Here is a 25,731-nt window from a genome sequence, read left to right as displayed (position 1 = left end):
ACTCCTTTCTATTTATTCTACTTGTCTATTTTTTGTTGTAATTCATGTAAATATTGAAGTGCTTTCAAAGGTGTTGTATTAGATATGTCTATACTACGAATTACTTCAATTGTTTCATTTACTTTAAGATTAGTTTGTTGTTGGGCCGAATCAATTGATTCAGTTCCAAAGAAGGATAATTGCTCATTTAATGCATTTTGATCGACTTGGGAGTCTCTTTTATTTTCTTGTTCTAATTGTTCTAATATTAATCGGGCACGTTGAATAATCGGTTCTGGTAATTGTGCTAGTTCAGCAACATGGATTCCATAACTTTTATCTGCAGGACCATTTTTAACTTTATGCAGAAATACAACTTTACCACTTTGTTCAACAGCAGAAACATGAACATTTCTTAGCTTGTCTAATTCATTTTCAAGTCCAGTTAATTCATGGTAATGCGTGGAAAATAAAGTGTTCGCTTTTATTTCTGTGTGTATATACTCCATCATGGCTTGTGCAAGGGCCATACCGTCGTAAGTTGATGTTCCTCGCCCTATTTCATCAAATAGCAATAAACTTCGCTCAGTCGCATGCGTAATAGCAAATGTGGACTCGAGCATCTCCACCATAAATGTACTTTGCCCTGAGGCTAAATCGTCAGCTGCGCCAATCCTAGTGAAAATTTGATCGGTTATTGGCAATAACGCTTCCTCAGCAGGAACATAACAACCCATTTGAGCCATAATAACGGTGATGGCTACTTGTCGCATATACGTACTTTTACCTGACATATTCGGCCCTGTAATTAGGAGCATATTTTGTTCAGTTGTTAAGGAACAATCATTTGGAATATAGTGTTGTTTATTCATCATTTTTTCAACCACTGGGTGACGACCGTTTATAATCTTCAGTTCATGCCCGTCATGGAAGGTTGGCTTTGTTAAGCGGTAATGGTCCGCAACTTCAGCAAAGCTAGCAAAGACATCTAATTCACTAATTTGAGAAGCAACCTGTTGAACACGAGGTATAAATGCTTTTACCTTCTCTCTAATTTCAACGAACAAAGTATATTCAAGTGCTAGACTCTCTTCTTCAGCGGTTAATATAATTGATTCTTTTTCTTTTAATTCATCGGTAATATAACGTTCCGCATTCGCCAATGTTTGTTTACGCTCATATCGATTAGCATCCGCTAGATGAACGTAGGACTTTGTAATTTCAATAAAATAGCCAAACACACGATTATAACCAATTTTAAGTCCTTTGATGCCGGTGCGCTCTCGCTCTTTTTGTTCGAGTGCAGCAATCCACTCTTTCCCATTCTTTTTCGCATATCTTAGTTCATCTAAGCGCTCATGGTATCCATCTTTTATAATATCTCCTTCTTTTACTGACAAAGGAGGATGTTCTGCAATTGCGGTTTGAAGTAATTCAACAACTTCCAAGCACTCATCTAAAGCTGATGCCAATTTTGGTAAGGCTATTAACTTACTAGAGTTTAAATGTGCTTTAATTAAAGGAATTTGCATTAAAGATTGTCTTAACTGACTTAAATCCCGTCCGCTAGCAGTCCCAAATGAGATTCTTCCAATTAATCGCTCTAAATCATATACTTCTTTTAGTGCTTCACGTAAATCCGCACGAACGAAATATGCCTCAATCATTTCTTCGACAATGTTTTGACGTTCCTCGATTTGCAGACGATTCGCTAAGGGCTGATGTAACCATTGTTTTAGTTTTCGTGCACCCATTGCTGTATTCGTTTCATCTAGAAGCCAATAAAGGGAACCCTTTTGGTCTCCACCACGTATCGACTGGATCAATTCTAAATTTCGTTTCGAATGAAAATCGATCGATAAGAATGTATTTCTTTCTTGATACGCAAAAGGTTGAATATGTTCGAGCGAGCGCTTTTGTGTTCGATGTAAATATCGAATTAATCGATCACAAGCATCATGAACTTCTACCGGATTCTCTTCAAAATAAGGAAGATGTGAAGTTCCCACTTTCTCACTTTCTTCAATGGATAATAAAATCGATTGTGCTTTAGCAAATTCAGACAATAATACATACATATGTTCAGATACAATTAGTTCTCGAATTGATAATGTTTGTAATTCTTGCATCAAGCTTTTTTCATCACCATTCAGAATAGTGCTTGACCCTTCGCCAGTCGATAAGTCTAAGTAACAGAACGCATATCGTGAATCGTCTATTTCTTCTGCTGAAGCAATAAAATGATTCGATTTACTATCCATATTCTTTCCTTCAATAATCGTACCAGGCGTAATTAATCGAACGACTTCTCGCTTAACGACACCTTTTGCAACTTTAGGATCTTCAACTTGTTCACAAATAGCTACTTTATATCCTTTTTGAATCAATGTTTCTATGTAATTTTGAGCCGCATGATGTGGAACACCACACATAGGGATACGTTCTTTCGATCCGCCATCTCTACTGGTCAATGTTATTTCTAATATTTGAGATGCTTCTACTGCATCATCGAAAAAGAGTTCGTAAAAATCACCTAAGCGAAAAAATAAAAAAGCATCGGTGTATTCAGATTTAACTGTTAGGTATTGCTGAATCATTGGCGTGTAAGTTGTCATGTTGATACCTCTTTCAATTGTTGAAGCTATTCCTTCATTATAACAAAACACGTGATGAGAAAAACAACAATTGCTACATCTTTGTATTTTAGATGTTATTTCATTTCACTAATACAACTAACTAGAAATTTTGAAAGCAATCTATTCAACATTCCTGCTATTAAGTTGAAATTTCTACATACACAATATCCTTAAAAGAAAAAAAGAGCCGGATGTTTTCCGGCTCATTAAAATGAAGACGATTCTTTTGATTCGTTAAATGAGGATGTAGATGAAGATGACGAACTTTCATCTTGATATACCCATTCCTCTTCAAAATCTGAAGGGTGAACTGAAATACAAACTGTTGTTTCACCAACAACTTCAGCCAACAACTCCCGCTCCACAGTAACTTGGAACTGCTCGCCATCTGGTGTAATGATGGCTTCCGTACAATTTGGTTGTTGTAAAACTCGAACATGCACTTCTTCAGATCCGTGTGATTCTCCATCTCGATAATGAAGTTTTATACGATCTCTGTATGGAACTGTTTCAGAAAATACGGATGTTTTCGAATGGTCGTGATGCGCATACCAAACATTGACTTCATACTTCCCTGTCACTTCCACAAATTTTCCGTGTTTCTTCGCTGAATGCGTATGATTAATGACCCAACACCCTAAAATGCTGGAAGGGTTGTTAGGTGGACGAAGCATTTCACAAGCTTCGACTTTTTTCTTCCCTTTGGCCACGACGGCTTTTGTCACAATTTGACGTAGATATTTCAAACCCATCCTCCTCCGTTCGATTCCATTCATCATATGCACGGATTACCCATTAGGTGAAAGCACATTGTTTTTTCTTCGTCGTAACTTTGTGCATTTTATATAGTTTGATGTCAAAAGAAAAAGCACAACCAATTCCTTTTTAGGGGAATAGCTGTGCTTCCGAGTCAAATTATTCACAAGAACCAGGTTTACTGTTTTGAACGCGTGATCCAGTTTCACCACGAAGAATATCTCCCTCAGTGGATTCGATGATTTGGTTCGTCACTTGATTTGCAATTGTATTCGAAACAAGTTGAAGCAAATCATTTACATCCATTTGGGATTGCTTAAACTCTTGAACAATCGGAATCGTATCAATTTCTTCTTCAATTTTCTCGATTTTTCCTTCGATTAAGGACAAAGCTTTTTCTTTTCCATAATGTTGGAAATTAACAGCTTGTTTTTGCAAACTCTTCAAGCTTGCAATCTTTTCACGGATTTTTTGATTTTCATTAATTTGAGCTTCTGCTCGTTTAAAGAAATCAACTTCTTCTGTTTGTGCGATCATATCTGCAATTTCTTTTGCTTTCGCGATAATTTCGTCTTTTGTAAATTCTGTTGTCATAAGACACCCACTTCTTGGCCGGATAGGACTTCAATAAGTTCTCCATATAATGACCATGTTTTTGTTTGATTGATTTTAATTAAAACACGCTTTCCGATAATATCTTTTGGTCCTACAAAGTTAACCAATTTGCTCGTTCTTGTATAACCGGCAAGTACATCGGGATTTTTCTTACTTTCACCTTCTACCAACACTTCAACAACTTCACCATTATATCTTTCCATCGCTTCAAGAGCGAATTGATTAACCAAGTTATTTAAACGTTGCAGACGGTCTTTTTTCACTTCCATTGGCACATTGTCCTCCATCTTCGCAGCAGGTGTGCCGTCACGAGGAGAATAAATATAAGTGTATGCCATTTCGAATCCAACTTCTCTATATAAAGACATGGTTTCTTCAAATTGTTCTTCTGTTTCATTTGGGAATCCAACAATTATGTCAGTCGTTAATGCTACATTAGGTATAGCATACTTGATTTTTTGTACCAATTCCAAATATTGCTCTCGGCTATACTTACGTGCCATTAATTTCAGCATACTTGTTGATCCAGATTGGACTGGTAAGTGAACATGCTCGACAAGATTTCCACGTTTAGCTAAGACACTTATTAAGTGATCATCAAAATCACGAGGGTGACTCGTTGTAAATCGAATTCTTTCAATATCAATTAAACGTAAGTCATCCATTAAATTGCCTAATCGATACGAAGAGTCATCTAAATCTTTCCCATAAGCATTTACGTTTTGACCTAATAATGTAATCTCCTTATAACCTTGTGCAGCAAGGTGTCGCACTTCTTGAATAATATCTTGAGGACGTCGACTGCGTTCTTTTCCACGTGTATAAGGAACGATACAATATGTACAGAATTTATCACAGCCATACATAATGTTTACCCATGCTTTTATTTCTCCGCGTCTCACTTTAGGCAAGTTTTCAATTACATCGCCTTCTTTTGACCAAACCTCAATCACCATTTCTTTTGATAAATAAGCTTCGTGCAAAATATTAGGTAAGCGATGAATATTATGTGTGCCAAAAATCATATCGACTTGATCATATGTCTTGAGAATTTTATTAACCACCGATTCTTCTTGAGACATACATCCACACACACCGATTAACACATCCGGATTATTTCGTTTCAATAATTTTAAATGACCCAACTCACCGAACACTTTGTTTTCTGCATTTTCACGAATGGCACAAGTATTTAATAAGACCACATTTGCCTCTTCAACAGTGTTCGTAGGTTCATATCCAAGACCTATAAATATTCCTGCCATAACCTCTGTATCATGCTCATTCATTTGACAGCCATAAGTCCGAATATAAAACTTTCGACCAATCCCCATGTTTGCAAACTCAGGTTTAATGCCAAAATCATGTTGGTATTCTACTTGTTCTTTCCCTCTTTTTTTTGCTTCTTTTAAATTAGGAGGAACATAAACAGATTGAAAGTATTGACTATAGTCTTTACTTTCCTTGTTTTGCGGATTTATTTCTTTCACTTGAGAACTATTTAATCGCTGTTCTTCGTTCACGAGAACACTCCTTTGCCTAGTCACATCGGTTTAAATCTACATTCATTTATTATACTGAAAGAAGTACCAAACCTACAAGGTCATTACTAGAATTGTCTTGTTTTCGACAAATAAAGACACCAAGAGATTCAGTTGCTCACATCGTTTTTACATTTGATATAACACAAGATGTCTACTTATCTATGATAAGAGCTTGTCCTACATATTGATGTTTCCGTTCTGCTTATGTATCGCTTCGCTTGAGGCATGAAAGTGAGATATCAATGCACAAAAATAAGGGACCATCTCTCAGTCACTAAATGACCTTTGAGATAGCCCCTTACTGGTTATGATCTTACTCTTTTTTCAACCAACAATTTAATAGCCGTTCGATCTTCACCAGCAATAATGATATCAGTAAAAGCTGGTGAACAAATTAAATCGGTTCCACTAGGTGCTACAAACCCTCTTGCTATAGCAACCGCCTTCACTGCTTGATTTAATGCTCCAGCGCCTACTGCCTGCATTTCTGCATACCCTTTGTCTCTGATTACAGCAACCAATGCACCAGCTACTGAATTAGGATTTGATCTCGAAGATACTTTTAATGATTCCATCTCTATTCCTCCTTATACTTGCTGTGAGTTGGACTTTAGTGTCAATGTCCTTGACTCACTGTATGCGAGGTCGATGGAAAAAAGAAGAACCTAAGATTGAAACGGATAATCTTCGTTAATATAAATTCGCTCGATCGATGTCGCTTTTCCTGATTGATTATCGATATCGATAAAGACACCACTTATTACGGAGCGTCCTGTTTTAGGCACTTCAAAACGTGCCGGCATATTTGTTTGGAATCGATATAAGACATCTTCTTTTTTCATACCCAATACGCCATCATATGGTCCTGTCATGCCTACATCTGTAATATAAGCAGTTCCATTCGGATAAATTCTTGCATCAGCTGTTTGGACATGTGTGTGTGTTCCAACGACCGCTGAAACTTCTCCATCTAGATGCCAGCCTAGTGCAATTTTTTCACTCGTTGCTTCTGCATGGAAATCCACAAAAATTAATGGTGAAATTTCTTTTGCTTCTTTCACTAGCTCTGTTGCTTTTTTAAACGGGTCATCATGCGGAGGTAAAAATGTACGACCATGGAGATTGATAACAGATAAAGTATGGCCGTTTTTTGAAATTGTCGTCATCCCTTTTCCTGGTGCTTCATCTGAAAAGTTTGCTGGTCTAATTAAATAATCTGTCTCGTCAATAAAATCGAAAATTTCTTTTTGATCCCACGTGTGATTCCCCATCGTCACAACATCAACACCCATATGCAGTAATGATTGAAAAATGGATTTAGTAATCCCACGACCCGATGCAGCGTTTTCACCGTTTGCTATGACGACGTCAGGTTGATATTTTCTTTTTAATCGAGGCAAATAATCTTCTAATGTATCTCGGCCAATTGAACCGACGATGTCTCCAATAAACAATACTTTCATTCAAATTCCTTCTTTCTGTTTCAATAAAAAAAGGCTTCTTTATGAAGCCCCCCTTTACTTACTATTATTTTGCATATTCTACAGCGCGTGTTTCACGAATAACCGTTACTTTAATATGCCCTGGATAATCTAATTCTTCCTCAATTCGCTTACGAATATCTCGAGCTAATCGATGAGCAGTAATGTCATCAATTTGTTCTGGACGAACCATAATGCGAATTTCACGTCCTGCTTGAATAGCGAATGATTTCTCAACACCATCATAAGACTCAGAAATTTCTTCTAGTTTCTCCAAACGGCGAATATAGTTTTCTAGTGTTTCACTTCTAGCACCTGGACGAGCAGCTGATAATGCATCTGCAGCAGCAACTAGAACTGCAATGACAGATGTTGCTTCAGTGTCACCATGATGGGAAGCGATACTATTAATAACGACTGGATGCTCTTTGTACTTCGTAGCAAGTTCAACACCAATCTCAACGTGGCTACCTTCCACTTCATGGTCAATTGCTTTCCCAATATCATGTAGTAAGCCAGCACGTCTTGCTAATGTTACATCTTCGCCAAGTTCAGCAGCTAACAATCCTGCTAAGAAGGCAACTTCTTTTGAATGTTTCAAAACGTTTTGTCCATAACTTGTACGGTAACGCATACGACCCATGATCTTAATTAAATCAGGATGTAAATTATGAATGCCAACATCAAAGGTAGTTTGCTCACCAATTTCTCGGATTTGCTCATCTACTTCTCTTCTTGACTTCTCAACCATTTCTTCAATTCGTGCAGGATGAATTCGACCATCTTGAACTAATTTTTCAAGTGCAAGACGAGCTGTTTCACGACGAATTGGATCGAAACCAGATAAGATTACTGCTTCTGGTGTATCATCGATAATCAAATCAATACCAGTCAGTGTCTCAAGTGTGCGTATATTTCGGCCTTCACGACCAATAATACGACCCTTCATTTCATCATTTGGCAAGGTAACAACAGAAACTGTTGTCTCTGCCACATGATCTGCTGCAAAACGCTGAATAGCTAGCGAAAGAATTTCTCGTGCTTTTTTGTCTGAATCTTCTTTTGCACGAGTTTCAGATTCTTTCGTCATCACTGCGATATCAGTAGATAACTCATTTTCTACTTGTTGTAGAATAATGCCTTTAGCTTCTTCACGAGTTAACGCAGATATGCGTTCTAGTTCGGTTTGTGCTTTTGCAACTAACTCAGCCACTTTGCTTTCCATCTGCTCGATATGCTGTTGTCTTTCAGTCAGAGCGTCATCTTTACGCTCTAGACCCGCTTCTCTTTTGTTAAGAGCATCATCCTTACGATCAAGGTTTTCTTCTCTTTGTAAATACCGATTTTCCTGTTTTTGCAGTTCAGCTCGGCGTTCACGAATGTCAGATTCTGCTTCAGATCTCAATTTGTGAGATTCATCTTTTGCTTCTAATAGTGCTTCTTTTTTCAAAGCTTCCGCTTCTCTCTTCGCCTCATCGACGATGAGAACAGCTGACTGCTTCGCACCAGTCACTTTAGAATCATTCACATTTTTTACAAGAAAATAACTTACAGCGGCACCGACGATAAGACCAATCAAAGCGGAGATGAGTATTTCAATCATTCGAACACCTCCTCTTGCTATTTCATTTTCATGTTCAGTAGGCTTGTATACATAGCTTTAAACTACGTAGCCCTATTGATTTCATTTGGAAATTATACAATTTTAATTGTATAGATGTAGAAATACTCTGTCAAGGATTCACGAGTCTCGTAAGATGAAAACAACCTACCAAATTAATTGGTAGGTTATCAATTGAATCCTATTTTTCATCAATTAGTAATTCAAATTCTTCTTCTTCATCGTCATGGGCAGCAATTGTATAAGCTGTCGCCATCATACCGTAAGCCGCTCGAATTTTTTGAGCAATCTCATTACGTGTTGCTTGGTTATCTTTAAGGAATTGTTTCGCATTTTCTCTACCTTGTCCAAGACGATCATCATTGTAAGCGTACCAAGAACCACTCTTGTTAACGATATCCATTTCTACACCTAAATCTACGATTTCACCTTCACGTGAAATACCCTCACCATACATGATATCGACTTCAGCCGTACGGAATGGTGGTGCTACTTTATTTTTAACAACTTTAATTTTTGTTTTATTCCCCATGAAATCATTACCTGATTTAATAGCTTCTGCACGACGTACTTCTAATCGAACCGAACTATAGAATTTAAGTGCACGACCACCAGGTGTTACTTCAGGGTTACCAAACATAACGCCAACTTTTTCACGAATTTGGTTAATGAAAATAGCTGTTGTTTTTGATTTACTAATTGCGCCAGAAAGTTTACGAAGGGCTTGAGACATCAAACGAGCTTGTAATCCAACGTGTGAGTCACCCATTTCCCCTTCAATTTCCGCTTTTGGAACTAAGGCAGCTACTGAGTCAATAACAACGATATCAACTGCTCCACTACGTACTAATGCTTCACAAATTTCTAGTGCTTGTTCACCCGTATCAGGTTGAGATAATAAAAGCTCATCAATATTAACACCTAAGTTTTGTGCATAAACAGGATCCAGTGCATGCTCAGCATCAATAAATGCTGCTTGCCCACCTGCTGCTTGTGCTTCAGCAATAGCATGAAGTGCTACTGTTGTTTTACCTGAACTCTCTGGTCCATATATTTCAATGATTCGTCCTCGTGGATACCCACCAACACCAAGTGCTACATCAAGTGCAAGTGATCCACTAGAAGTCGTCAAAACTTCTCGATCCGTTTTTTCGCCAAGTTTCATTATTGAACCTTTACCGAATTGTTTCTCAATTTGTTTTAACGCCATGTCTAATGCTGCTTTACGATCGCTCATTTATGGTTCCTCCTTATGTTTCAAACACAAAATTAACTTCTGTCTCTACTATACTTGGTTTATGAGAAATACACAAGAAAAAAGCGAACGTTTATTCGCTTTATTTTTAGGCAAAATAAAAATTTGAGCACGAATAACTGCTCAAATCTTTATTTTCAGGCGTTTTAAGGTCTGATATTTAAATTATGACTCATTTCGATTCGTTAATTGATGGATAATTTCATAACATGTTCGCTTTACAACTCGTAATCTATTCGTATTTCTCATATCTGATAGATGTAGTTCATGGCTTTTCACGATACCATTCGGAAATGCAATAGCAATCCAAACAGTTCCTGCGGGTTTCCCTTCAAGCGAACTCGGTCCTGCTGATCCAGTAAGTCCCACACCAATATCGGTATTAAAAGCTTCTTTAATCCGCATAGCCATAGCGACAGCACACTCTCCGCTCACCACACCATGTTTTTCAATTAGCTCTTGCTGGACCCCTAACTGCGTGATTTTAGACTCAGTTGAATAAGTTACCATACCACCTATTAAGACGGCACTTGCACCGGGAATCGCTGCTAGTTCTGATTGGAACAATCCGGCAGTCAAACTTTCAGCAGCAGAAATCGTCCAGTTTTTTTCCTGTAAGACCTCTACTGTTCTTGATGCTAACGAATCGTCATTGTAACCATATAAATAAGTACCAACACGGTCCATTAACAATTGCTCTGTTTGAGAAATTAATGCCTTAGCTTCTTGATCGGTAGAAGCTTTTGCAGTTATACGCAACATCACTTCACCATCCGAAGCTAAAGGAGCAATCGTTGGGTTCGATTGTACATCTAATAAATCGTGAATCTTCGTTTCGAGCTCTGCTTCTCCGATACCATAAAATCGTAATACATGTGAAACAATCACTTCACCTTGGTTTAACCATTTTGCTAATAGCGGTTTCGCCTCAAGTTGAAACATCGGTTCCATTTCTTTCGGTGGACCGGGTAAAAGAATATAAATCTTATCTAGGTTGGAATAAAACATGCCAGGTGCCATACCATTATGGTTTGCTAAAACTTGGCAGTTCTCCAATACAAGAGCTTGCTTTTTGTTGTTTTCTGTCATTGGTCGATTAATGCGTTTGAAAAAGGCTTCTATAGAAATCATGGCTTCATCATCCATCACTAATTGCGTTTGAAGATGCTGAGCAATCGTTTCTTTTGTTAAATCATCTTTTGTTGGTCCTAACCCACCTGAGAAAATAATTAAATCCGCTCTCGATTCTGCAAGTTGAATTGCATCTTCTAATCGATCTGCATTATCGCCAACTACAGTATGATAATAAACATTTATCCCTAACTCAGCTAATTGACTTGAGATGTATCGGGCATTTGTATTGGTAATTTGTCCAAGTAATAATTCTGAACCTACGGCAATAATCTCTGCGTTCATAATTGGAATCTCCTCTATTTTGAGTCAAGTAAAACACGACGGTTTGCGTAGAAATAATCCCACCCTGACCAAATTGTAAAGAACAATGACACATAAAGCATGATTGTACCAAACGGAATATTGAACATTTCAAAAATGATGTTGTGTAAAAGTAAAGCTGAAATTGCGACGATTTGAGTCCACATTTTAATTTTGCCTAATTGTTTTGCTGCCACTACTTCACCTTCATCAGCTAATATTAAGCGTAACCCTGTAACTGCAAACTCGCGGCTAATAATCAGAATAACAATCCACGCTGCTGCAAAACCAAGTTCCACTAATATGATTAAAGCTGCGGAAACAAGAAGTTTATCAGCTAGAGGGTCTAAAAATTTCCCCATATTCGTTACAAGATTATGTTTACGAGCGTAATACCCATCGATGAAATCAGTAATTGAAGCAAAAATAAATATAATAGCTCCAATTAAATGCTCTACTGGTAAAGAAGTTCCTAATAATACAAGAGTTCCCCAACCAAAATCTACTAACATAAATACAACAAACAATGGAATCATAAAAATTCTGGATACAGTGATTTGATTTGGAATGTTCATATGCTTTCTCCTTTCGTTTCAAAGAAAATAGCCATCTTGTAAGAGATGACTATTACGGTTTATTACTGTTTAGAAAATTGAATCATCATATTTTGTGTTACTCTGTCCGAAGTTGGCGTTCCGTATTCAACTTTTTCGTCATTAATAAAAACATCCACTTGTGGAGATGCTCCTATACGGATTCGTGCAGTTTCCACATCACTCAAATCAAGATTAACTGTTTCACCAGCAGCAACATTTCGTGATAATGGTTTCACTCCAGCTTGATCTCGAACTTCTACCCATGAATTACCACGAGCGACAATTTTTAGAGCAAACGTATCAGTTCCCGATAGTGTATAATTCGTTGTTTCTCCTTCTACAGCTCCAACCTCAATTGTTTGAGTCGGTTCAGGTTCTTCAACTGGTTCTTCTTCAACCGGTTCTTCTTCTTCTGGCTCTTCTTCAACAGGAGTTTCTGGCTCTTCCTTCTTATCAATTATGACCGTATTTTCTCCTACTTCTTCTTCAGTAGGCTCATCTTTTTGCGCCATGTTTTGATATAAAAACCAGAATATAACCAGTGCACCTATGATAAATAATGCAACTAGAATCATTGGGAAAACTTCTGAAACTCGACTCGATGATCGAGAAATTGGTCTTCTTCTAGAAGGAGCAGTGTTCATTGTTTGGTATACCTCTTCCTTAGAGGAGGTCGGTACTTCCTGTTTATATGATTCTAGCAATTCATCAGAATTCAAACCAACAGCATCTGCATATTGTTTGATGAATGCACGAACATAAAATGGACCGGGCATCATACTATAATTTCCCTCTTCAATACCGGCCAAATAACGTTTTTGAATTTTCGTCATTTCTTGTAAGTCTTCTAAACTATAACCTTTTGCCGTTCTCGCCTCTTTAAGACGAGTTCCAAGTTCACTCAATTAAAACACCTACCTGTTAAAAGTTAAAACCACCAAAGTCACCATTCTGCGACATCATGTGATTTTTTTCCATCATTTCGTATGTTATTTCTTCTTCTGGATCTGTCCGTAATTCAATTATGTAATCAAAATCTTCAATAGAAAAATCTGATTGTTGAACAAACATATCAGGATGCTCGACAACTTTTATTGATGGCAAACGCATCATTTCTCTCACTAACTGCAAATGTCTTTCATCTGAAGATTGTCTTGTCACAATGCCATCTAAAATGAAAATGTTATTATCACTGAATTCATCTCCAGCTAACTGGTTTCGAACCGTTTGTTTAATCATTGTAGATGAAAGGAAAACCCATTTTTTATTTGCACAAACACTTGCCGCAACGACAGATTCAGTTTTCCCAACACGTGGCATTCCTCTGATTCCAATCAATTTATGCCCCTCTTGTTTAAAGAGTTCGGCCATAAAGTCAACAAGTAATCCCAACTCATCACGAACAAAGTGAAAAGTTTTGCGGTCATCAGCATCACGTTGGATATATCGACCATGTCTAACAGCTAAAATGTCTCTTAACTTAGGTTCTCTGAACTTTGTCACTTGAATGGTCTCCATTGTCGAAACAATGGCTTCAAAGCGTTCTAATTGTTCGTCATTTTCAGCACGAAGCAACATCCCACGTCTTCCTTGGTCTACACCATTAATCGTTACAATATTTACTCTAAGCATACCAAGTAAGGATGCAATATCTCCAAGTAATCCAGGACGATTTATTTGAATCTCATATTCGAAATACCATTCGCGCATCATTTTACGACCTTTCTAATGTGAACGTTTCCATTGTGTGAAAAAGAACAATTTTATAAGCAGCTTACAAATTCATGAAAATCATAAGTACAAGTGACCATTTTTGAATTATGTAACAAAGACCTTTAAAAGCTTTATAAGTTCTATCATATCTGATTTTGTAACGTAAGAAAAGGAAAAAAGAAAAGAAGGAGCAATGTCCTTCTTTTGATTTAATGAACATTTTTTTGTTTTACAAGTTTTACCACGATATTGGCTAATGCATGTTGTTCATCTTCATTTGCAACAGACCATAAATCTGATAAAACTCGTTCTTGTTCATTCTTAGGATCAACATTTTTAGCTAAGTAATCACCAATTTGAAAAGCAGTCGTTTGAATTGCTTTTTTAGACATACCTGTCGATTCCGCAGTTTCGACATTTGCGCCTAAGAAATTCGTCCACTTTTGCCAATTTTCTAACAGTGCCATGATAATCCCTCCTTTTCACAAGTAGTATGTGTAAAGGAATCAATTATATGTACCATCCACCATTGATGCCAATCACTTGTCCAGTCACGTAATCAGCTTTTCCGCTTGTTAAAAATCCCACTATATTTGCTACTTCCTTTGCTTTACCTAACCTTTGCAAAGGAATCTCATCCAGAATTTGTGACCGTTCCTCTGCATTTAAGCCGGCATTCATCTGTGTGTCGATGATACCAGGAGCAATGATATTTGCTCGCACACCAGAGGAGCCCGCTTCTTTAGCATATGCTTTCACAAAAGCATGCTGTGCACCTTTAACGGCTGAATAAACCACTTCACCAGATGCACCCGTTTGTCCCCATATCGAGCCAATGAGCACGATATAAGACACTTGATGATTTCTCAACTTGGATGCTAGGTTACCGATAATGTGCATTGGATTTTGCACGTGTGTTTTCCACAAATTATCCATTTCTGTAGGGGAAGTATCTTCTAATAATTTATAAAGGGATTGCCCATTTGCAAAAATAATCGCCTCTACATCAAAAATGGATTCAATTGCATTTTGAGCCCCCTGTGTAGAAGACAAATCGGCATGAATGATTAAAAAATCTTGGTCTTGATAGGTTGTTGAGAGTTTTTCTTGCAAATGTAGGACAGCCTCCATATTTTGATGGAAATGCAAATATAAACTCCATCCAGACTTCGCCATCTCTATGCATATTGCCTGTCCGATTTCTCCCGATGCCCCAAAGACACAAGCGAATTTTTTCATTTTTTCGCCTGGTCTTTTTTAGGTTGAATTGTAAAGACTGTTTGTTGACTCTCACCTTGAATTGAAGCAAATGCATGTTGAAGATCACTAACAGTCATTTTCTCTAATACTGGAACAGCATCGAACAAGTTCATATCATTAAACGCATATCTTGTGAATTGATTCGCAATATACTCAACTGAATTTAAAGCTCTAAGGAAGAAGCCAATTTTCTTTTTGCGTACTCGATCCAAATCTGATAAACCGAATGGCCATTTCTCTTCGATTTTAGTTAATTGTTTTTTTATAGCTGTTACTAACGCTTCTGGAGTAGAGGTATCAGATCCAATAATGGCAAATCCAAATCCTTTTTCTAGTGTAAAGTCAAACGAATAAGACTCGTCAATCCAGCCTTGTTCATAAGCTTCATGATAGAAATCAGATGCACGGCCAAATGCTAATTCTAAGGATAGTTGGACAGCTAATTCGTGTTTCAACATTTCTTCACCTTGAAGAGATGTTTCTTTCGCTTTAAGGCCAACATATACTTTTGGTTTTTGAACATCCATCTCTAATGTATTTTCTTTCACCGCTACATCACTTGGTTCATCTTCAAAAACACGATTAATTGTCGAAGGTTCAACAAATTCTTTCTTGCTTTGGTTCTCTTTAATATAAGACATCATTTCCTCAGGATTAACAGCTCCAACCACAAACATCAACATATTAGATGGATGGTAAAAGGTTTCATAACATGTATATAAATGCTCCGCTGTAATTTTATCGATGGACTCGATTGTTCCAGCAATATCGATTTTCACTGGGTGATTATGATACATATTATCAATTGTTCCAAAGTATAATCGCCAATCTGGAAGGTCATCGTACATCGTTATTTCTTGTCCGATAATTCCTTTTTCTTTTTCAACCGTTGAAGCTGTGAAATAAGGTTCTTGAACAAAATTTAATAATGTTTCTGTATTTTCATATAGATGATTTGTTGAAGAAAATAAATAAGCAGTGCGCGTAAAAGAAGTAAAAGCATTTGCAGAAGCTCCAAATCCACTAAACTTTTGGAAAACGTCTCCATCTTCTTTTTCAAACATCTTGTGCTCTAGAAAATGAGCAATTCCATCAGGAACATTTACAACGTCATTTTGGCCCATCGGTGTAAATGTATTATCAATCGAGCCATATTTTGTAGTAAAGGTCACAAAAGTTTTAGAAAATCCTTTTTTCGGTAAGATATATACATCTAACCCATTATCCATTTGTTCATGGTACATTTTTTCGTCTATTTGTTTAAAGTGAAGTTCCTTCATGCGCTAGTTCCTCCTTTCCAGATAGGAAGTAAACCATTTTTTTATCAATGGTCTTAGCCATTTCTTGAATATCTTCTTTCCCAACCGATTCCCATTTTGAGAACCAATTTTCAACGGTAAAAGCTTCGCCCAAATCTTTGTATTGATCAAATATTTCAATTTGACCTCTTGCAGAATCTAAGGCTTCTTTTAATTGGTTTTTAAGCATAGCAATCGTCTGATCAATTTCCATTTGTGTAATTTCACCATTCTTCATTGCTTCTAGTTGGTCATCAATTAATTTAATTGCTTTTTCTTCATTGCTCGCATCGATACCGGCCATGACAAACACTAAACCATAGGATGACGAGAACGAACTTGAAACATAATAAGCCAAGCTTTCTTTTTCACGAACATTCATAAATAATTTAGCATGTGGATACCCACCAAATATGCCATTCGTAATTTGCATAATCGGAAATTTAGGATGCGTAAATGTTATTGGTGTTTCAAACCCAATATGAAGTTTACCTTGCTTCATATTTTGAACTTCTTTTACGTGTGATGAATTGGCATTAAGTTCATCATTAAATTCCATTTCTTGTTTATTAGCCAACGTTCGGCCTTCTAATGGGAATAAAGTCTTCATTTTTTCAGTCATTTCGTCCATATCGACATCACCAACAATATAAATGTCTAATTCATCTTCATGTAGCATCTGTTGGTATGCTTCCCAAAGTGATTTAGGGGTAACGGACTCCACTTCTTCAATTGTTCCATTAGCTCCGATAGATGCTGGATGATTTGGACGAAGTAATTCAATGAGTCGATGCTGTGCGTATCTTGTTTTATCATCATATAAAGATTCAATTCGCTGAATAACCGAATCCTTTTCTCGTTTCACAATATTGTCTTTAAATTCATGATGATCAGCATTCGGATTAAATAAGACAGTTTTAAATAAATCAATGACTTGATTTAACACACCATTTGATGACAAATACTGATCATTTACCGATTCAGCCATAAATGTAATGATGTGTTCGTTTCCTTTTTTAGAAGAATCCATATACATTGACGTACCGTATAATTCATCTAAAGCACTACGGAATGCGGGATTGGACGGATACTGTTTATTGCTATGAAGCAATACATTCGCTAATACTGACCTTTGTGCAGCAGACTTTTCACTCAAGATTTGTTTGAATTTCAATGAAAAATTGACCGTTTTAAATTGATCCGTTTTTCGAATATGTAAATGAATGCCTTGTTTTAACTCGATGGATTGAAACATCGAAATCCCCCCCTATCTAATTAATATGCCAAACCAATACATTCACTATACATGTAGCTGTTAAATGATTGCAAATAGAGTGATATTTATCCACACATTCAAATGAACTCCATGTACATAATGGCTATTGAGTGTTAAAACAAAATAAAAATTTGATATTTTTTATTGGAGTGAAAAAGAAAGTGGTCGGCTATTTTTTTCGCTTTCAGTAAACGGTTTTGTCGACAAAAAAAGAACTAGGCAAATCGCCTAGTTCTTAAATGTCTTATCGTTTCCCTTTAATATATGGAGTTCCTAAAGCACGTGGAGCGTTAGCTTTACCGATAAATCCAGCTAAAGCGAATATCGTCAACACGTATGGCAAGATTAACAAGAAGACACTTGGTACTTCTTTAATAATCGGAATTGATCCACCGACAATACTTAATGCTTGAGCAAACCCAAAGAATACAGCTGCTCCCATTGCACCAAGTGGATGCCATTTACCAAAGATCATTGCTGCCAAAGCCATGAATCCTTGTCCGTTAATTGTGGAATGACCAAAGTCTTGAGAAATTGATTGCGAATAAATTGCTCCACCAATCCCTGCTAATCCACCAGAAATCATGACCGCAATATAACGCATACGGCTTACATTGATTCCCATAGTATCAGCTGCCATTGGATGTTCACCAACAGAACGAAGACGAAGACCGAATGGTGTAAAGTATAAAATAACCCATGCGATAATCGCAACCGAAATCGCTAATACCGATGTCCAATAAACGTTTTGGAAAAACATTGGCCCAAGGAAAGGAATTTTTTCAAGTAACCAAATATCATCACGTAAAAAACGTTCTTGAACAAAGTCTGTTTGACCTTTGCCGTAAATCTTTTTCACTAAGAATAAACACAATGCGACAGCAAGTAAATTAATTGCAACACCCGAAACTACTTGGTCTGCTCTGAATGATACAGATGCAACCGCATGTAGTATAGAGAATAATGAAGCGACAACCATAGCAGCTAATAAAGCCATCCATGGTGTTGCATTACCAAATATATGAACAAATGATAGATTGAAAATAACTCCGATAAATGCTCCAACTACCATTAAACCTTCTAACCCAATATTAACTACACCCGAACGTTCTGAAAATACACCGCCAATAGCAGTTAAAATTAGAGGTGCAGCATAGGCGATCGCAACAGGAACGATGAAATATAATACATCTAAGAAACTCATATTACTTCGCCTCCTTATTCTTGCTGAGACGTTCGATAAATAAGCGAATTACATAACCAGATGCAACAAAGAAAATGATAATCGCAATTACAATCGAAACAATTTCTACTGGAATCCCAGCTTCATTAGGCATATTTAATGCCCCATATTTTAATGAACCAAATAATGTTGCTCCGAAAATGACACCAAGTGGTGTATTTGCGCCAAGTAAGGCAACGGCAATACCGTCAAACCCAATACCTGTAAATCCACCTTTTACAGATGCATATTCAAATGTTCCTAAAGCTTCCATAGCGCCACCTAGTCCGGCAAATGCACCAGAAATGACCATTGCAAGAATGATATTTTTATCTACATTCATCCCCGCATAGTCTGAAGCGTGATGATTTAATCCAACCGCTTTTAACTCAAAACCACGAGTTGTTTTTTCAAGAATGAACCACATAACAGCAACCATTGCTAGAGCAATGAAAATCCCTAAATGCAAACGAGAAAAGTCAGTCATGTTTTCAAGGAATTCCGAACGAAGAGATGCAGAAGGGAAAATTTTCCCCGTATTGTCTCCACCATCAGAAACTGTTTTAACTAATGCATTCGTTGTATGCAATGCAACATAGTTCATCATGATTGTTACAATAACTTCGTGGACCTTGAATTTAGCTTTTAATAGTCCTGGAATAAAGCCCCATAGAGCACCCGCTAAAGCTGCAGCGATTAATGCTAAAGGTAAATGGACGAATTTAGAAGCTCCTTCAAATGCAATTCCCACATAAGCAGCTGCAAACCAACCTACGATTAGCTGTCCTTCAACACCAATATTGAATAGGCCGGTACGAAATGCAAAAGCAACAGCCAAACCTGCTAAAATATACGGTGTAATTTGACGAATCGTTTCACCGATTGTATACATGTCTCCAAATATTCCATTCCAAAGTGCCGTATAACCAGCAACTGGATCATAACCACTAAAAATCATTACCAATGCCCCAACAATCAAACCTAAAATAACGGAAATTAAAGGGACAAGTATATTTACTAAGCGCTTAGACATGCTTACTGTCCTCCTCTTTCACTTGATTTCCATTAGCTTTGGTCTTTGTTTGACCCGCCATTAATAAACCAAGTTCTTGTTCGTTCGTTTGTTGAGGATCCAGTGTATCAACTATTTGTCCATCATAAATAACAGCAATTCGATCTGATACGTTCATTACCTCATCTAGCTCAAATGAAATTAATAGAACAGCTTTACCTTTATCACGTTGTTCTATTAATTGTTGGTGAATAAATTCGATAGCCCCTACATCTAATCCCCTTGTAGGTAATGCAGCGATTAGTAAATCAGGGTTACGGTCAATTTCTCGACCAATAATAGCCTTTTGCTGATTACCACCAGATAATGCACGAGCAGGTTCATGATCACCTTGTGTACGTACATCGAATTTTTGAATGATTTCATTGGCTTTTTTAGAAATCGTACCGTAATTCATAATGCCATTTTTTGAAATCGGTGCTGAATAATACGTTTGCAACGCAATATTGTGACCAATTGGGAAGTCAAGAATCAATCCATGCTTATGACGATCTTGTGGAATATGTCCAATACCAGATTCAGTTATTTTACGTGTACGCTTACCCGTAATTTCGTTTCCATTCATGAACACATGACCACTTTTAACTTTGCGTAAACCAGTGATTGCTTCTATTAGTTCTGATTGTCCATTGCCATCAATTCCTGCAATCCCCACAATCTCACCTTTACGTACATTTAGATTTAAGCCTTTTACTTTTTCAATGCCACGATAATCTGTTACGACTAAATCTTTCACTTCTAATACATTGTCCGTCGGATGAGCAATTCCTTTTACAGTTTTAAACTCAACTTGACGCCCCACCATTAAAGAGGCAAGGTCATTTGGATTGGTTTCTGCGGTAATAACAGTTCCAATCCCTTTTCCTTTTCGAATGACCGTTACGCGGTCAGTAACATCCATTATCTCTTTCAATTTATGTGTGATTAAGATAATAGATTTTCCTTCATTAATTAGGCGTTTCATAATCTGAATAAGCTCGGTAATTTCTTGTGGTGTTAATGAGGCTGTAGGTTCATCAAAGATTAAAATTTCAGCTCCGCGATAAAGCGTTTTCAAAATTTCAACACGTTGTTGCATACCGACTGAAATATCTTCTATCTTTGCATAAGGATCCACTTCTAATCCATAGAGCTCTGATAATTCTTGCACTTTTTTTGCTGCAGATTTCGTGCTAATCATCCCTGCAGATGTAGGTTCACTACCAAGAATTATATTTTCTGTTACTGTGAAATCTTCAACTAACATAAAATGCTGATGAACCATACCAATTCCATATTTGTTCGCAACTTTAGGATCAGTTATTTTTACTTCTTCACCATTTACACGGATTTCTCCGCCTTCTGGTTGATAAAGACCAAAAAGAACATTCATCAAGGTAGATTTTCCTGCACCATTTTCGCCAAGCAATGCATGAATTTCACCTTTCTGTAGTTGAAGGGTAATGTTGTCATTAGCCACGAAAGTTCCGAATTCTTTACGGATGTTAAGCATTTCAATTACATATTCCAATGTCTTCACTCCCTTAAACGCTGTTAAATTAAAAATAAATTAATACAGGAAAGGCTTTAAAACTTAAAACCTTTCATCTATTAATTTAGAAAAAGAAGTAAAACATAATAAAGACCGGTATACCGGTCTTTATTATGTACAAACATTTCAAGCATTACTCTACAGTTTCAGGAACTGTAACTTCGCCATCAGCGATTTTTTTAGCATACTCGTCAATTTGAGTCATTACGTCTTCTGGGATTGCTCCACGAGAATCAGCAAGACCAACGCCTTCTTCAGCAAGACCATAAACAGTTGTTTCCCCACCTGGGAATTCTCCGTCCATTGCTAATTTAGAAAGGTTTTGAACTGCTACGTCAACACGTTTTAACATTGAAGTTAAAGTTACGTTATCTTCGCCAACAGCACCTTCTTCATATTGGTCAGAGTCAACACCGATAACCCAAACATATGCGTTAGGATCTTTTGTTTTTAATTCTTTTGCTTCAGCGAATACACCGTTACCAGTACCACCAGCAGCGTGGAAAATAATATCTACGCCTGAAGAATACATACGGTTAGCAGTTGTTTTCCCAAGTTCTGCTTTATCAAAAGCACCTGTGTATTGAACGTCAACTTCGATTGCAGGATCTACAGCTTTAACACCTTCTAAGAATCCAGCTTCAAAACGCTCGATAACTGGGATTTCCATACCACCAACAAAACCGATTTTTTTCGATTTTGTCATTAATGCTGCAGCAACACCAGCAAGGTATGAACCTTCTTGCTCTTTAAATAGAACAGAAGCAACGTTTGGTTGATCTACTACTGCATCAATAATAGCTAATTGTGCGTCAGGTTGTTGTTCAGCGATTTCGTTTACAGCAGCTTCCATTAAGAAACCAATACCGAAAACTAAATCGAAGTCACGACGAACTAAGTTGTTCAAGTTAGTGTTATAGTCTGCATCTGAAGCTGATTGAAGGTAGTCAAACCCACCATCACCTTTAGTCAGTTCATTGTCTTCACCAAACTTTTGAATACCTTCCCAAGCTGATTGGTTGAAAGATTTGTCATCTACTCCACCTACATCAGTTACCATTGCTACAGAAAAATCGTTTTCTTTTGCGTCACCATTTGTACCAGTTGCGCCGTCTTTATCATCGCTACCACAAGCAGCTAATACTGTACTTGCAGCTAGAACCATAGATAAAGCTAGACCGAATTTACGTTTTGTCAATTTGAGTTCCCCCTCAAAATGTGTTTTCTTATTAGCAGGAATTTTGTTGTTTTACACCCTTTTACGCACTACATGGAAACTGAATTTATCAGCTCTAAAATAGTTTTTTGAATACAACACAACTTGATCATTGTCATCATAATGTAATTGTTTCAGAACAAGTAACGCTGTTTCAGGTTCGCATTCCAAAATTGGTGAAGCTTCCTCGTGATAGCCAGTCGGGTCAATAAATGCAATGGCATGTGAAATTCGAATTTGTCCGGATTCCTCAATAGCAGTAAATATAGATCCCTCTTGCCGACTTAAAAAATCATTCGGCAAATATTTAGTTGGCACTTTGTCCACACAGTAAACAACCGGTTCACCGTTAGCTGTTCTTACACGTTCAATAGTAATGACAGAATCATCGTTTTCGCAATGAAAGCGTTTTACATCTTCTTCAGACGGAAGTGCTTCCGATGAACTTAAATAAATAGTTCCCGGTTCCATTCCCGCTTTACGAATCATAGAAGAGACACTTGTTAACTGCTCAATGCCTGAAGTAAAAACAGGGCGTGGGTTTACAAAGGTACCTACTCCATGTCGTCTTACGATGACGTTTTCTTCTTCCAACAGTCTAAGTGCTTCGCGAAGCGTTGCACGACTGACTCCAAGAGATTTGGCTAGTTCGAATTCAGAAGGTAATTTCTCCTTCTCTACGAACACACCTTTTGCAATATCGTCTTTTAGACGATCGATCACTTGAAGATACAAATGCCGACTATCTGATTTAATTGTCATATGAACCACCACCAACAGTAGAGATCAGACATCTGATGTAAAACTTTCCTACTAATCAGACATACTATACCACTTTTATTTGTGTAAATAAATAGATTTATGTGCGAATTATGAAAAGATCCGTAAAAATAATGATTTATTTGTAATACGAATGACATATTTTTCTATATCAATAGTCATCATTTTGTTTCGATACGAGAACTTGTCGTGGTTTACTTCCTTCATAAGGACCAACAACACCACGTAATTCCATTTGGTCGATGATACGGGCTGCTCTTGAATACCCTACTCTGAATCTTCGTTGTAATAATGACACCGAAGCAGTTTGCATATCTGTCACTAGTTGAACGGCTTCGTCATATAAATCGTCCGTTTGTTCTTCAATCGCAACTTCTTCTATCTCCGACGGAATCATTTCTTCTTGATACTGAGCTTTTTGCTGAGCTATAACAGAATCGACAACTGTCTCTACTTCTTGATCAGAAAGGAAAGCCCCTTGAACTCGAACAGGCTTAGAAGCACCTGCCGCTAAGAAGAGCATATCGCCACGACCTAGTAACTTTTCAGCACCACCCATATCTAAAATCGTTCTTGAATCGATAGACGAAGATACGGCAAAAGCAATTCGTGAAGGAATATTTGCTTTAATAACACCTGTAATTACATCAACACTTGGACGTTGTGTCGCTATAATTAAATGAATTCCTGCTGCACGAGCCATTTGTGCCAATCTTGTAATAGAGTCTTCCACATCATTAGAAGCAACCATCATTAAATCGGCAAGCTCGTCCACAATAACGACAATGTAAGGTAGCTTTGGATGTTTTTCATCATTCTCTTCATTCCATTTACGAATATGGTCATTGTAACCTTCAATATTTCGAGTTCCTGTATGAGAAAACAAATCATATCGTCGTTCCATTTCAGAAACGACTTTTTTCAATGCTTGTGAAGCTTTTCTAGGATCTGTAACAACAGGGGCAAGTAAATGTGGAATACCATTGTACACATTCAATTCAACCATTTTCGGATCAATCATCATCATTTTTACTTCATGTGGTTTAGCACGCATGATAATACTAACGATAATGCCATTAATACATACACTTTTCCCGCTTCCTGTGGAACCTGCCACAAGTAAATGAGGCATTTTATTTAATTCCGCAAGAACGGCTTGTCCAGTAATATCTCTACCCAGACCGATTAATAATTTTGAGTCGGGTTTACTATTTTCTTTTGCTTCAAGTACTTCACGTAAACTTACAATCGCAACTTCTTGGTTAGGCACTTCAATTCCAATAGCAGATTTTCCTGGAATCGGTGCTTCAATACGAATATCCCTAGCCGCAAGAGCTAATGCTAAATCGTCACTTAAACTAACGATTTTACTAACTTTCACCCCTGTATCTGGTAAAACTTCATATTTCGTAACAGCAGGTCCAAGATGAACTTGCGTTACTCGTGCTTTAACCCCAAAGCTATGGAAGGTCTGCTCTAACTTTTTCGCATTTGCTTGAATCAATGAATATTCTCCACTTTGATCACTATGTGGAGGTGCATTTAATAGTGATATGGGTGGCAGAGTATAGTCTTCATTTTCTTGAACTGGTTCAGAAACAGTTTCAAAAACCTTTTCCGTTTCACCATCAACTTCAACAGGTTCAAGTTCAACTTCAACTCGTTTTTCAGCTCTTTCCGTAAATGCTGAAATAATTGGCGATACATGTGGTTCTTCAATTTCTACAACAGTTGCGGCTTCTGGACGTTGTTCAATTTGAACTTGAGCTTCTGTCTGCAACCTTTTCTCTTTTCTTCTTGAAACAACCGGTTTTGGTTTTGCATTTGCTTTTTTATTTTTACGGTAAGCTCCCCACTTCTTCTTCCACTCAGGAATTTCACTCGCAATAATCGGAACTAAGGCTTTTCCTGACAATAAAACAAAACCAATCAATAGCAATAACCAAGCAGCTATTGTCGCGCCACTCGAATCAAATAGCACATGGAACGTAGCAAAAATAATAGCACCAATCATCCCTCCACCAAGGGAATGATTTCTTTCCGTAATGCCTCCGCTATCGATTAATACACGCCATGTTTCCCTAATGACCGAGTCACTAAGTAATGCGCCACCTTGAAATAGATTTTCAAATAACACAAGATGACTAAATATAGTTAAACTGGCTAACACACTTCCAAACCCTAATACAATGCGATTATTAAATTTCGGAAATGATCGTTGAATCATGACCATTAAAGCTATCACTATTAAAAATAATGAAACTGCCACATGCCAATTTCCAAAGAGGAATCGTGCAATGGACGATAACGTAAAACCAATGAATCCATATTCAAAAAAAGTTATAATTCCTAAACCAATTAGTAACAGTCCAATAATCTCATACATTAACGGATGCATAGGCTCCGCCTTTTTCTTATTAATCGGTTTTTTCTTTTTTCTCGTCAT

Annotated in this window: 22 protein-coding genes; all 22 read right to left on the bottom strand. The window is 37.2% G+C overall.

Annotation, left to right across the window (positions count from 1 at the left end):
• Window positions 1-17 precede the first annotated feature (17 nt).
• Window positions 18-2,594 carry a DNA mismatch repair protein MutS gene (mutS, locus tag ACHUE4_RS01210; RefSeq protein WP_394187451.1) on the bottom strand — a complete coding sequence of 859 codons (2,577 nt, stop codon included), beginning with the start codon at window positions 2,592-2,594 and terminating at the stop codon, window positions 18-20.
• A gap of 227 nt (window positions 2,595-2,821) precedes the next feature.
• Window positions 2,822-3,367, bottom strand: a complete 546-nt coding sequence (gene cotE, locus ACHUE4_RS01205; protein ID WP_394187450.1) for an outer spore coat protein CotE — start codon at window positions 3,365-3,367, stop codon at window positions 2,822-2,824.
• 163 nt (window positions 3,368-3,530) lie between these two features.
• Window positions 3,531-3,965 carry a YlbF/YmcA family competence regulator gene (locus ACHUE4_RS01200; RefSeq protein ID WP_394187449.1) on the bottom strand — a complete coding sequence of 145 codons (435 nt, stop codon included), beginning with the start codon at window positions 3,963-3,965 and terminating at the stop codon, window positions 3,531-3,533.
• A complete protein-coding gene (miaB, locus tag ACHUE4_RS01195; RefSeq protein ID WP_394187448.1) occupies window positions 3,962-5,509 on the bottom strand; it encodes a tRNA (N6-isopentenyl adenosine(37)-C2)-methylthiotransferase MiaB in 1,548 nt (515 codons plus the stop codon). The genes ACHUE4_RS01200 and miaB overlap by 4 nt, the downstream gene beginning before the upstream one ends.
• Before the next feature lie 326 nt (window positions 5,510-5,835).
• Window positions 5,836-6,105 (bottom strand): stage V sporulation protein S, encoded by a 270-nt coding sequence (locus ACHUE4_RS01190; RefSeq protein WP_394187447.1) that lies wholly within the window; start codon window positions 6,103-6,105, stop codon window positions 5,836-5,838.
• A gap of 90 nt (window positions 6,106-6,195) precedes the next feature.
• Window positions 6,196-6,993, bottom strand: coding sequence for a TIGR00282 family metallophosphoesterase (locus tag ACHUE4_RS01185; protein WP_394187446.1), 798 nt, complete (start codon window positions 6,991-6,993; stop codon window positions 6,196-6,198).
• 64 nt (window positions 6,994-7,057) lie between these two features.
• Window positions 7,058-8,614: a ribonuclease Y gene (rny, locus tag ACHUE4_RS01180; RefSeq protein WP_394187445.1), complete on the bottom strand. Its 1,557-nt coding sequence runs from the start codon at window positions 8,612-8,614 to the stop codon at window positions 7,058-7,060.
• A 199-nt stretch (window positions 8,615-8,813) separates the two neighbouring features.
• Window positions 8,814-9,869, bottom strand: coding sequence for a recombinase RecA (recA, locus tag ACHUE4_RS01175; protein ID WP_394187444.1), 1,056 nt, complete (start codon window positions 9,867-9,869; stop codon window positions 8,814-8,816).
• A 183-nt stretch (window positions 9,870-10,052) separates the two neighbouring features.
• Window positions 10,053-11,303, bottom strand: coding sequence for a competence/damage-inducible protein A (locus ACHUE4_RS01170; protein WP_394187443.1), 1,251 nt, complete (start codon window positions 11,301-11,303; stop codon window positions 10,053-10,055).
• 14 nt (window positions 11,304-11,317) lie between these two features.
• Window positions 11,318-11,896 (bottom strand): CDP-diacylglycerol--glycerol-3-phosphate 3-phosphatidyltransferase, encoded by a 579-nt coding sequence (gene pgsA / locus ACHUE4_RS01165; protein ID WP_394187442.1) that lies wholly within the window; start codon window positions 11,894-11,896, stop codon window positions 11,318-11,320.
• 62 nt (window positions 11,897-11,958) lie between these two features.
• Complete coding sequence (locus ACHUE4_RS01160) at window positions 11,959-12,822, bottom strand: helix-turn-helix domain-containing protein (protein ID WP_394187441.1); 864 nt, start codon at window positions 12,820-12,822, stop codon at window positions 11,959-11,961.
• A 16-nt stretch (window positions 12,823-12,838) separates the two neighbouring features.
• Window positions 12,839-13,627, bottom strand: a complete 789-nt coding sequence (locus tag ACHUE4_RS01155) for a DUF3388 domain-containing protein (protein ID WP_394187440.1) — start codon at window positions 13,625-13,627, stop codon at window positions 12,839-12,841.
• 212 nt (window positions 13,628-13,839) lie between these two features.
• The gene (locus ACHUE4_RS01150) at window positions 13,840-14,097 is read right to left on the bottom strand and encodes a DUF3243 domain-containing protein (protein WP_394187439.1); all 258 of its coding nucleotides are present in this window, start codon (window positions 14,095-14,097) and stop codon (window positions 13,840-13,842) included.
• A gap of 43 nt (window positions 14,098-14,140) precedes the next feature.
• The gene (gene ymfI, locus ACHUE4_RS01145; protein ID WP_394187438.1) at window positions 14,141-14,869 is read right to left on the bottom strand and encodes an elongation factor P 5-aminopentanone reductase; all 729 of its coding nucleotides are present in this window, start codon (window positions 14,867-14,869) and stop codon (window positions 14,141-14,143) included.
• Entirely contained in the window at window positions 14,866-16,170 is a 1,305-nt protein-coding gene (gene yfmH / locus ACHUE4_RS01140; RefSeq protein WP_394187437.1) for an EF-P 5-aminopentanol modification-associated protein YfmH, read from the bottom strand. Before yfmH ends, ymfI begins: the two co-directional genes overlap by 4 nt.
• Window positions 16,151-17,443, bottom strand: a complete 1,293-nt coding sequence (gene yfmF / locus ACHUE4_RS01135; RefSeq protein WP_394187436.1) for an EF-P 5-aminopentanol modification-associated protein YfmF — start codon at window positions 17,441-17,443, stop codon at window positions 16,151-16,153. Before yfmF ends, yfmH begins: the two co-directional genes overlap by 20 nt.
• Window positions 17,444-17,708: 265 nt before the next feature.
• Entirely contained in the window at window positions 17,709-18,668 is a 960-nt protein-coding gene (locus ACHUE4_RS01130; RefSeq protein WP_394187435.1) for an ABC transporter permease, read from the bottom strand.
• Window position 18,669: 1 nt separating this feature from the next.
• Window positions 18,670-19,719, bottom strand: coding sequence for an ABC transporter permease (locus ACHUE4_RS01125; RefSeq protein WP_394187434.1), 1,050 nt, complete (start codon window positions 19,717-19,719; stop codon window positions 18,670-18,672).
• Complete coding sequence (locus tag ACHUE4_RS01120) at window positions 19,712-21,268, bottom strand: ABC transporter ATP-binding protein (protein ID WP_394187433.1); 1,557 nt, start codon at window positions 21,266-21,268, stop codon at window positions 19,712-19,714. The genes ACHUE4_RS01125 and ACHUE4_RS01120 overlap by 8 nt, the downstream gene beginning before the upstream one ends.
• Window positions 21,269-21,422: 154 nt before the next feature.
• Window positions 21,423-22,487, bottom strand: coding sequence for a BMP family lipoprotein (locus tag ACHUE4_RS01115; RefSeq protein WP_394187432.1), 1,065 nt, complete (start codon window positions 22,485-22,487; stop codon window positions 21,423-21,425).
• 51 nt (window positions 22,488-22,538) lie between these two features.
• Entirely contained in the window at window positions 22,539-23,267 is a 729-nt protein-coding gene (locus ACHUE4_RS01110) for a GntR family transcriptional regulator (protein WP_394187431.1), read from the bottom strand.
• A gap of 169 nt (window positions 23,268-23,436) precedes the next feature.
• Window positions 23,437-25,731: a DNA translocase FtsK gene (locus ACHUE4_RS01105; RefSeq protein WP_394187430.1), complete on the bottom strand. Its 2,295-nt coding sequence runs from the start codon at window positions 25,729-25,731 to the stop codon at window positions 23,437-23,439.

This window comes from Paenisporosarcina quisquiliarum, assembly GCF_043641925.1.
In the GTDB taxonomy this organism is placed as follows: domain Bacteria; phylum Bacillota; class Bacilli; order Bacillales_A; family Planococcaceae; genus Paenisporosarcina; species Paenisporosarcina quisquiliarum_A.
Note: the sequence above shows the minus strand (reverse complement) of the source record. Positions and strands in the feature narration are given on the sequence as shown.

What these genes read in the sequence shown, in the direction of transcription:
- mutS (WP_394187451.1), bottom strand. Translation starts at nt 2,594, where the DNA reads ATGACAACTTACACGCCAATGATTCAGCAATACCTAACAGTTAAATCT.
- cotE (WP_394187450.1), bottom strand. Translation starts at nt 3,367, where the DNA reads ATGGGTTTGAAATATCTACGTCAAATTGTGACAAAAGCCGTCGTGGCC.
- ACHUE4_RS01200 (WP_394187449.1), bottom strand. Translation starts at nt 3,965, where the DNA reads ATGACAACAGAATTTACAAAAGACGAAATTATCGCGAAAGCAAAAGAA.
- ACHUE4_RS01190 (WP_394187447.1), bottom strand. Translation starts at nt 6,105, where the DNA reads ATGGAATCATTAAAAGTATCTTCGAGATCAAATCCTAATTCAGTAGCT.
- ACHUE4_RS01185 (WP_394187446.1), bottom strand. Translation starts at nt 6,993, where the DNA reads ATGAAAGTATTGTTTATTGGAGACATCGTCGGTTCAATTGGCCGAGAT.
- rny (WP_394187445.1), bottom strand. Translation starts at nt 8,614, where the DNA reads ATGATTGAAATACTCATCTCCGCTTTGATTGGTCTTATCGTCGGTGCC.
- recA (WP_394187444.1), bottom strand. Translation starts at nt 9,869, where the DNA reads ATGAGCGATCGTAAAGCAGCATTAGACATGGCGTTAAAACAAATTGAG.
- ACHUE4_RS01170 (WP_394187443.1), bottom strand. Translation starts at nt 11,303, where the DNA reads ATGAACGCAGAGATTATTGCCGTAGGTTCAGAATTATTACTTGGACAA.
- pgsA (WP_394187442.1), bottom strand. Translation starts at nt 11,896, where the DNA reads ATGAACATTCCAAATCAAATCACTGTATCCAGAATTTTTATGATTCCA.
- ACHUE4_RS01155 (WP_394187440.1), bottom strand. Translation starts at nt 13,627, where the DNA reads ATGCGCGAATGGTATTTCGAATATGAGATTCAAATAAATCGTCCTGGA.
- ACHUE4_RS01150 (WP_394187439.1), bottom strand. Translation starts at nt 14,097, where the DNA reads ATGGCACTGTTAGAAAATTGGCAAAAGTGGACGAATTTCTTAGGCGCA.
- ymfI (WP_394187438.1), bottom strand. Translation starts at nt 14,869, where the DNA reads ATGAAAAAATTCGCTTGTGTCTTTGGGGCATCGGGAGAAATCGGACAG.
- yfmH (WP_394187437.1), bottom strand. Translation starts at nt 16,170, where the DNA reads ATGAAGGAACTTCACTTTAAACAAATAGACGAAAAAATGTACCATGAA.
- yfmF (WP_394187436.1), bottom strand. Translation starts at nt 17,443, where the DNA reads ATGTTTCAATCCATCGAGTTAAAACAAGGCATTCATTTACATATTCGA.
- ACHUE4_RS01130 (WP_394187435.1), bottom strand. Translation starts at nt 18,668, where the DNA reads ATGAGTTTCTTAGATGTATTATATTTCATCGTTCCTGTTGCGATCGCC.
- ACHUE4_RS01125 (WP_394187434.1), bottom strand. Translation starts at nt 19,719, where the DNA reads ATGTCTAAGCGCTTAGTAAATATACTTGTCCCTTTAATTTCCGTTATT.
- ACHUE4_RS01110 (WP_394187431.1), bottom strand. Translation starts at nt 23,267, where the DNA reads ATGACAATTAAATCAGATAGTCGGCATTTGTATCTTCAAGTGATCGAT.
- ACHUE4_RS01105 (WP_394187430.1), bottom strand. Translation starts at nt 25,731, where the DNA reads ATGACGAGAAAAAAGAAAAAACCGATTAATAAGAAAAAGGCGGAGCCT.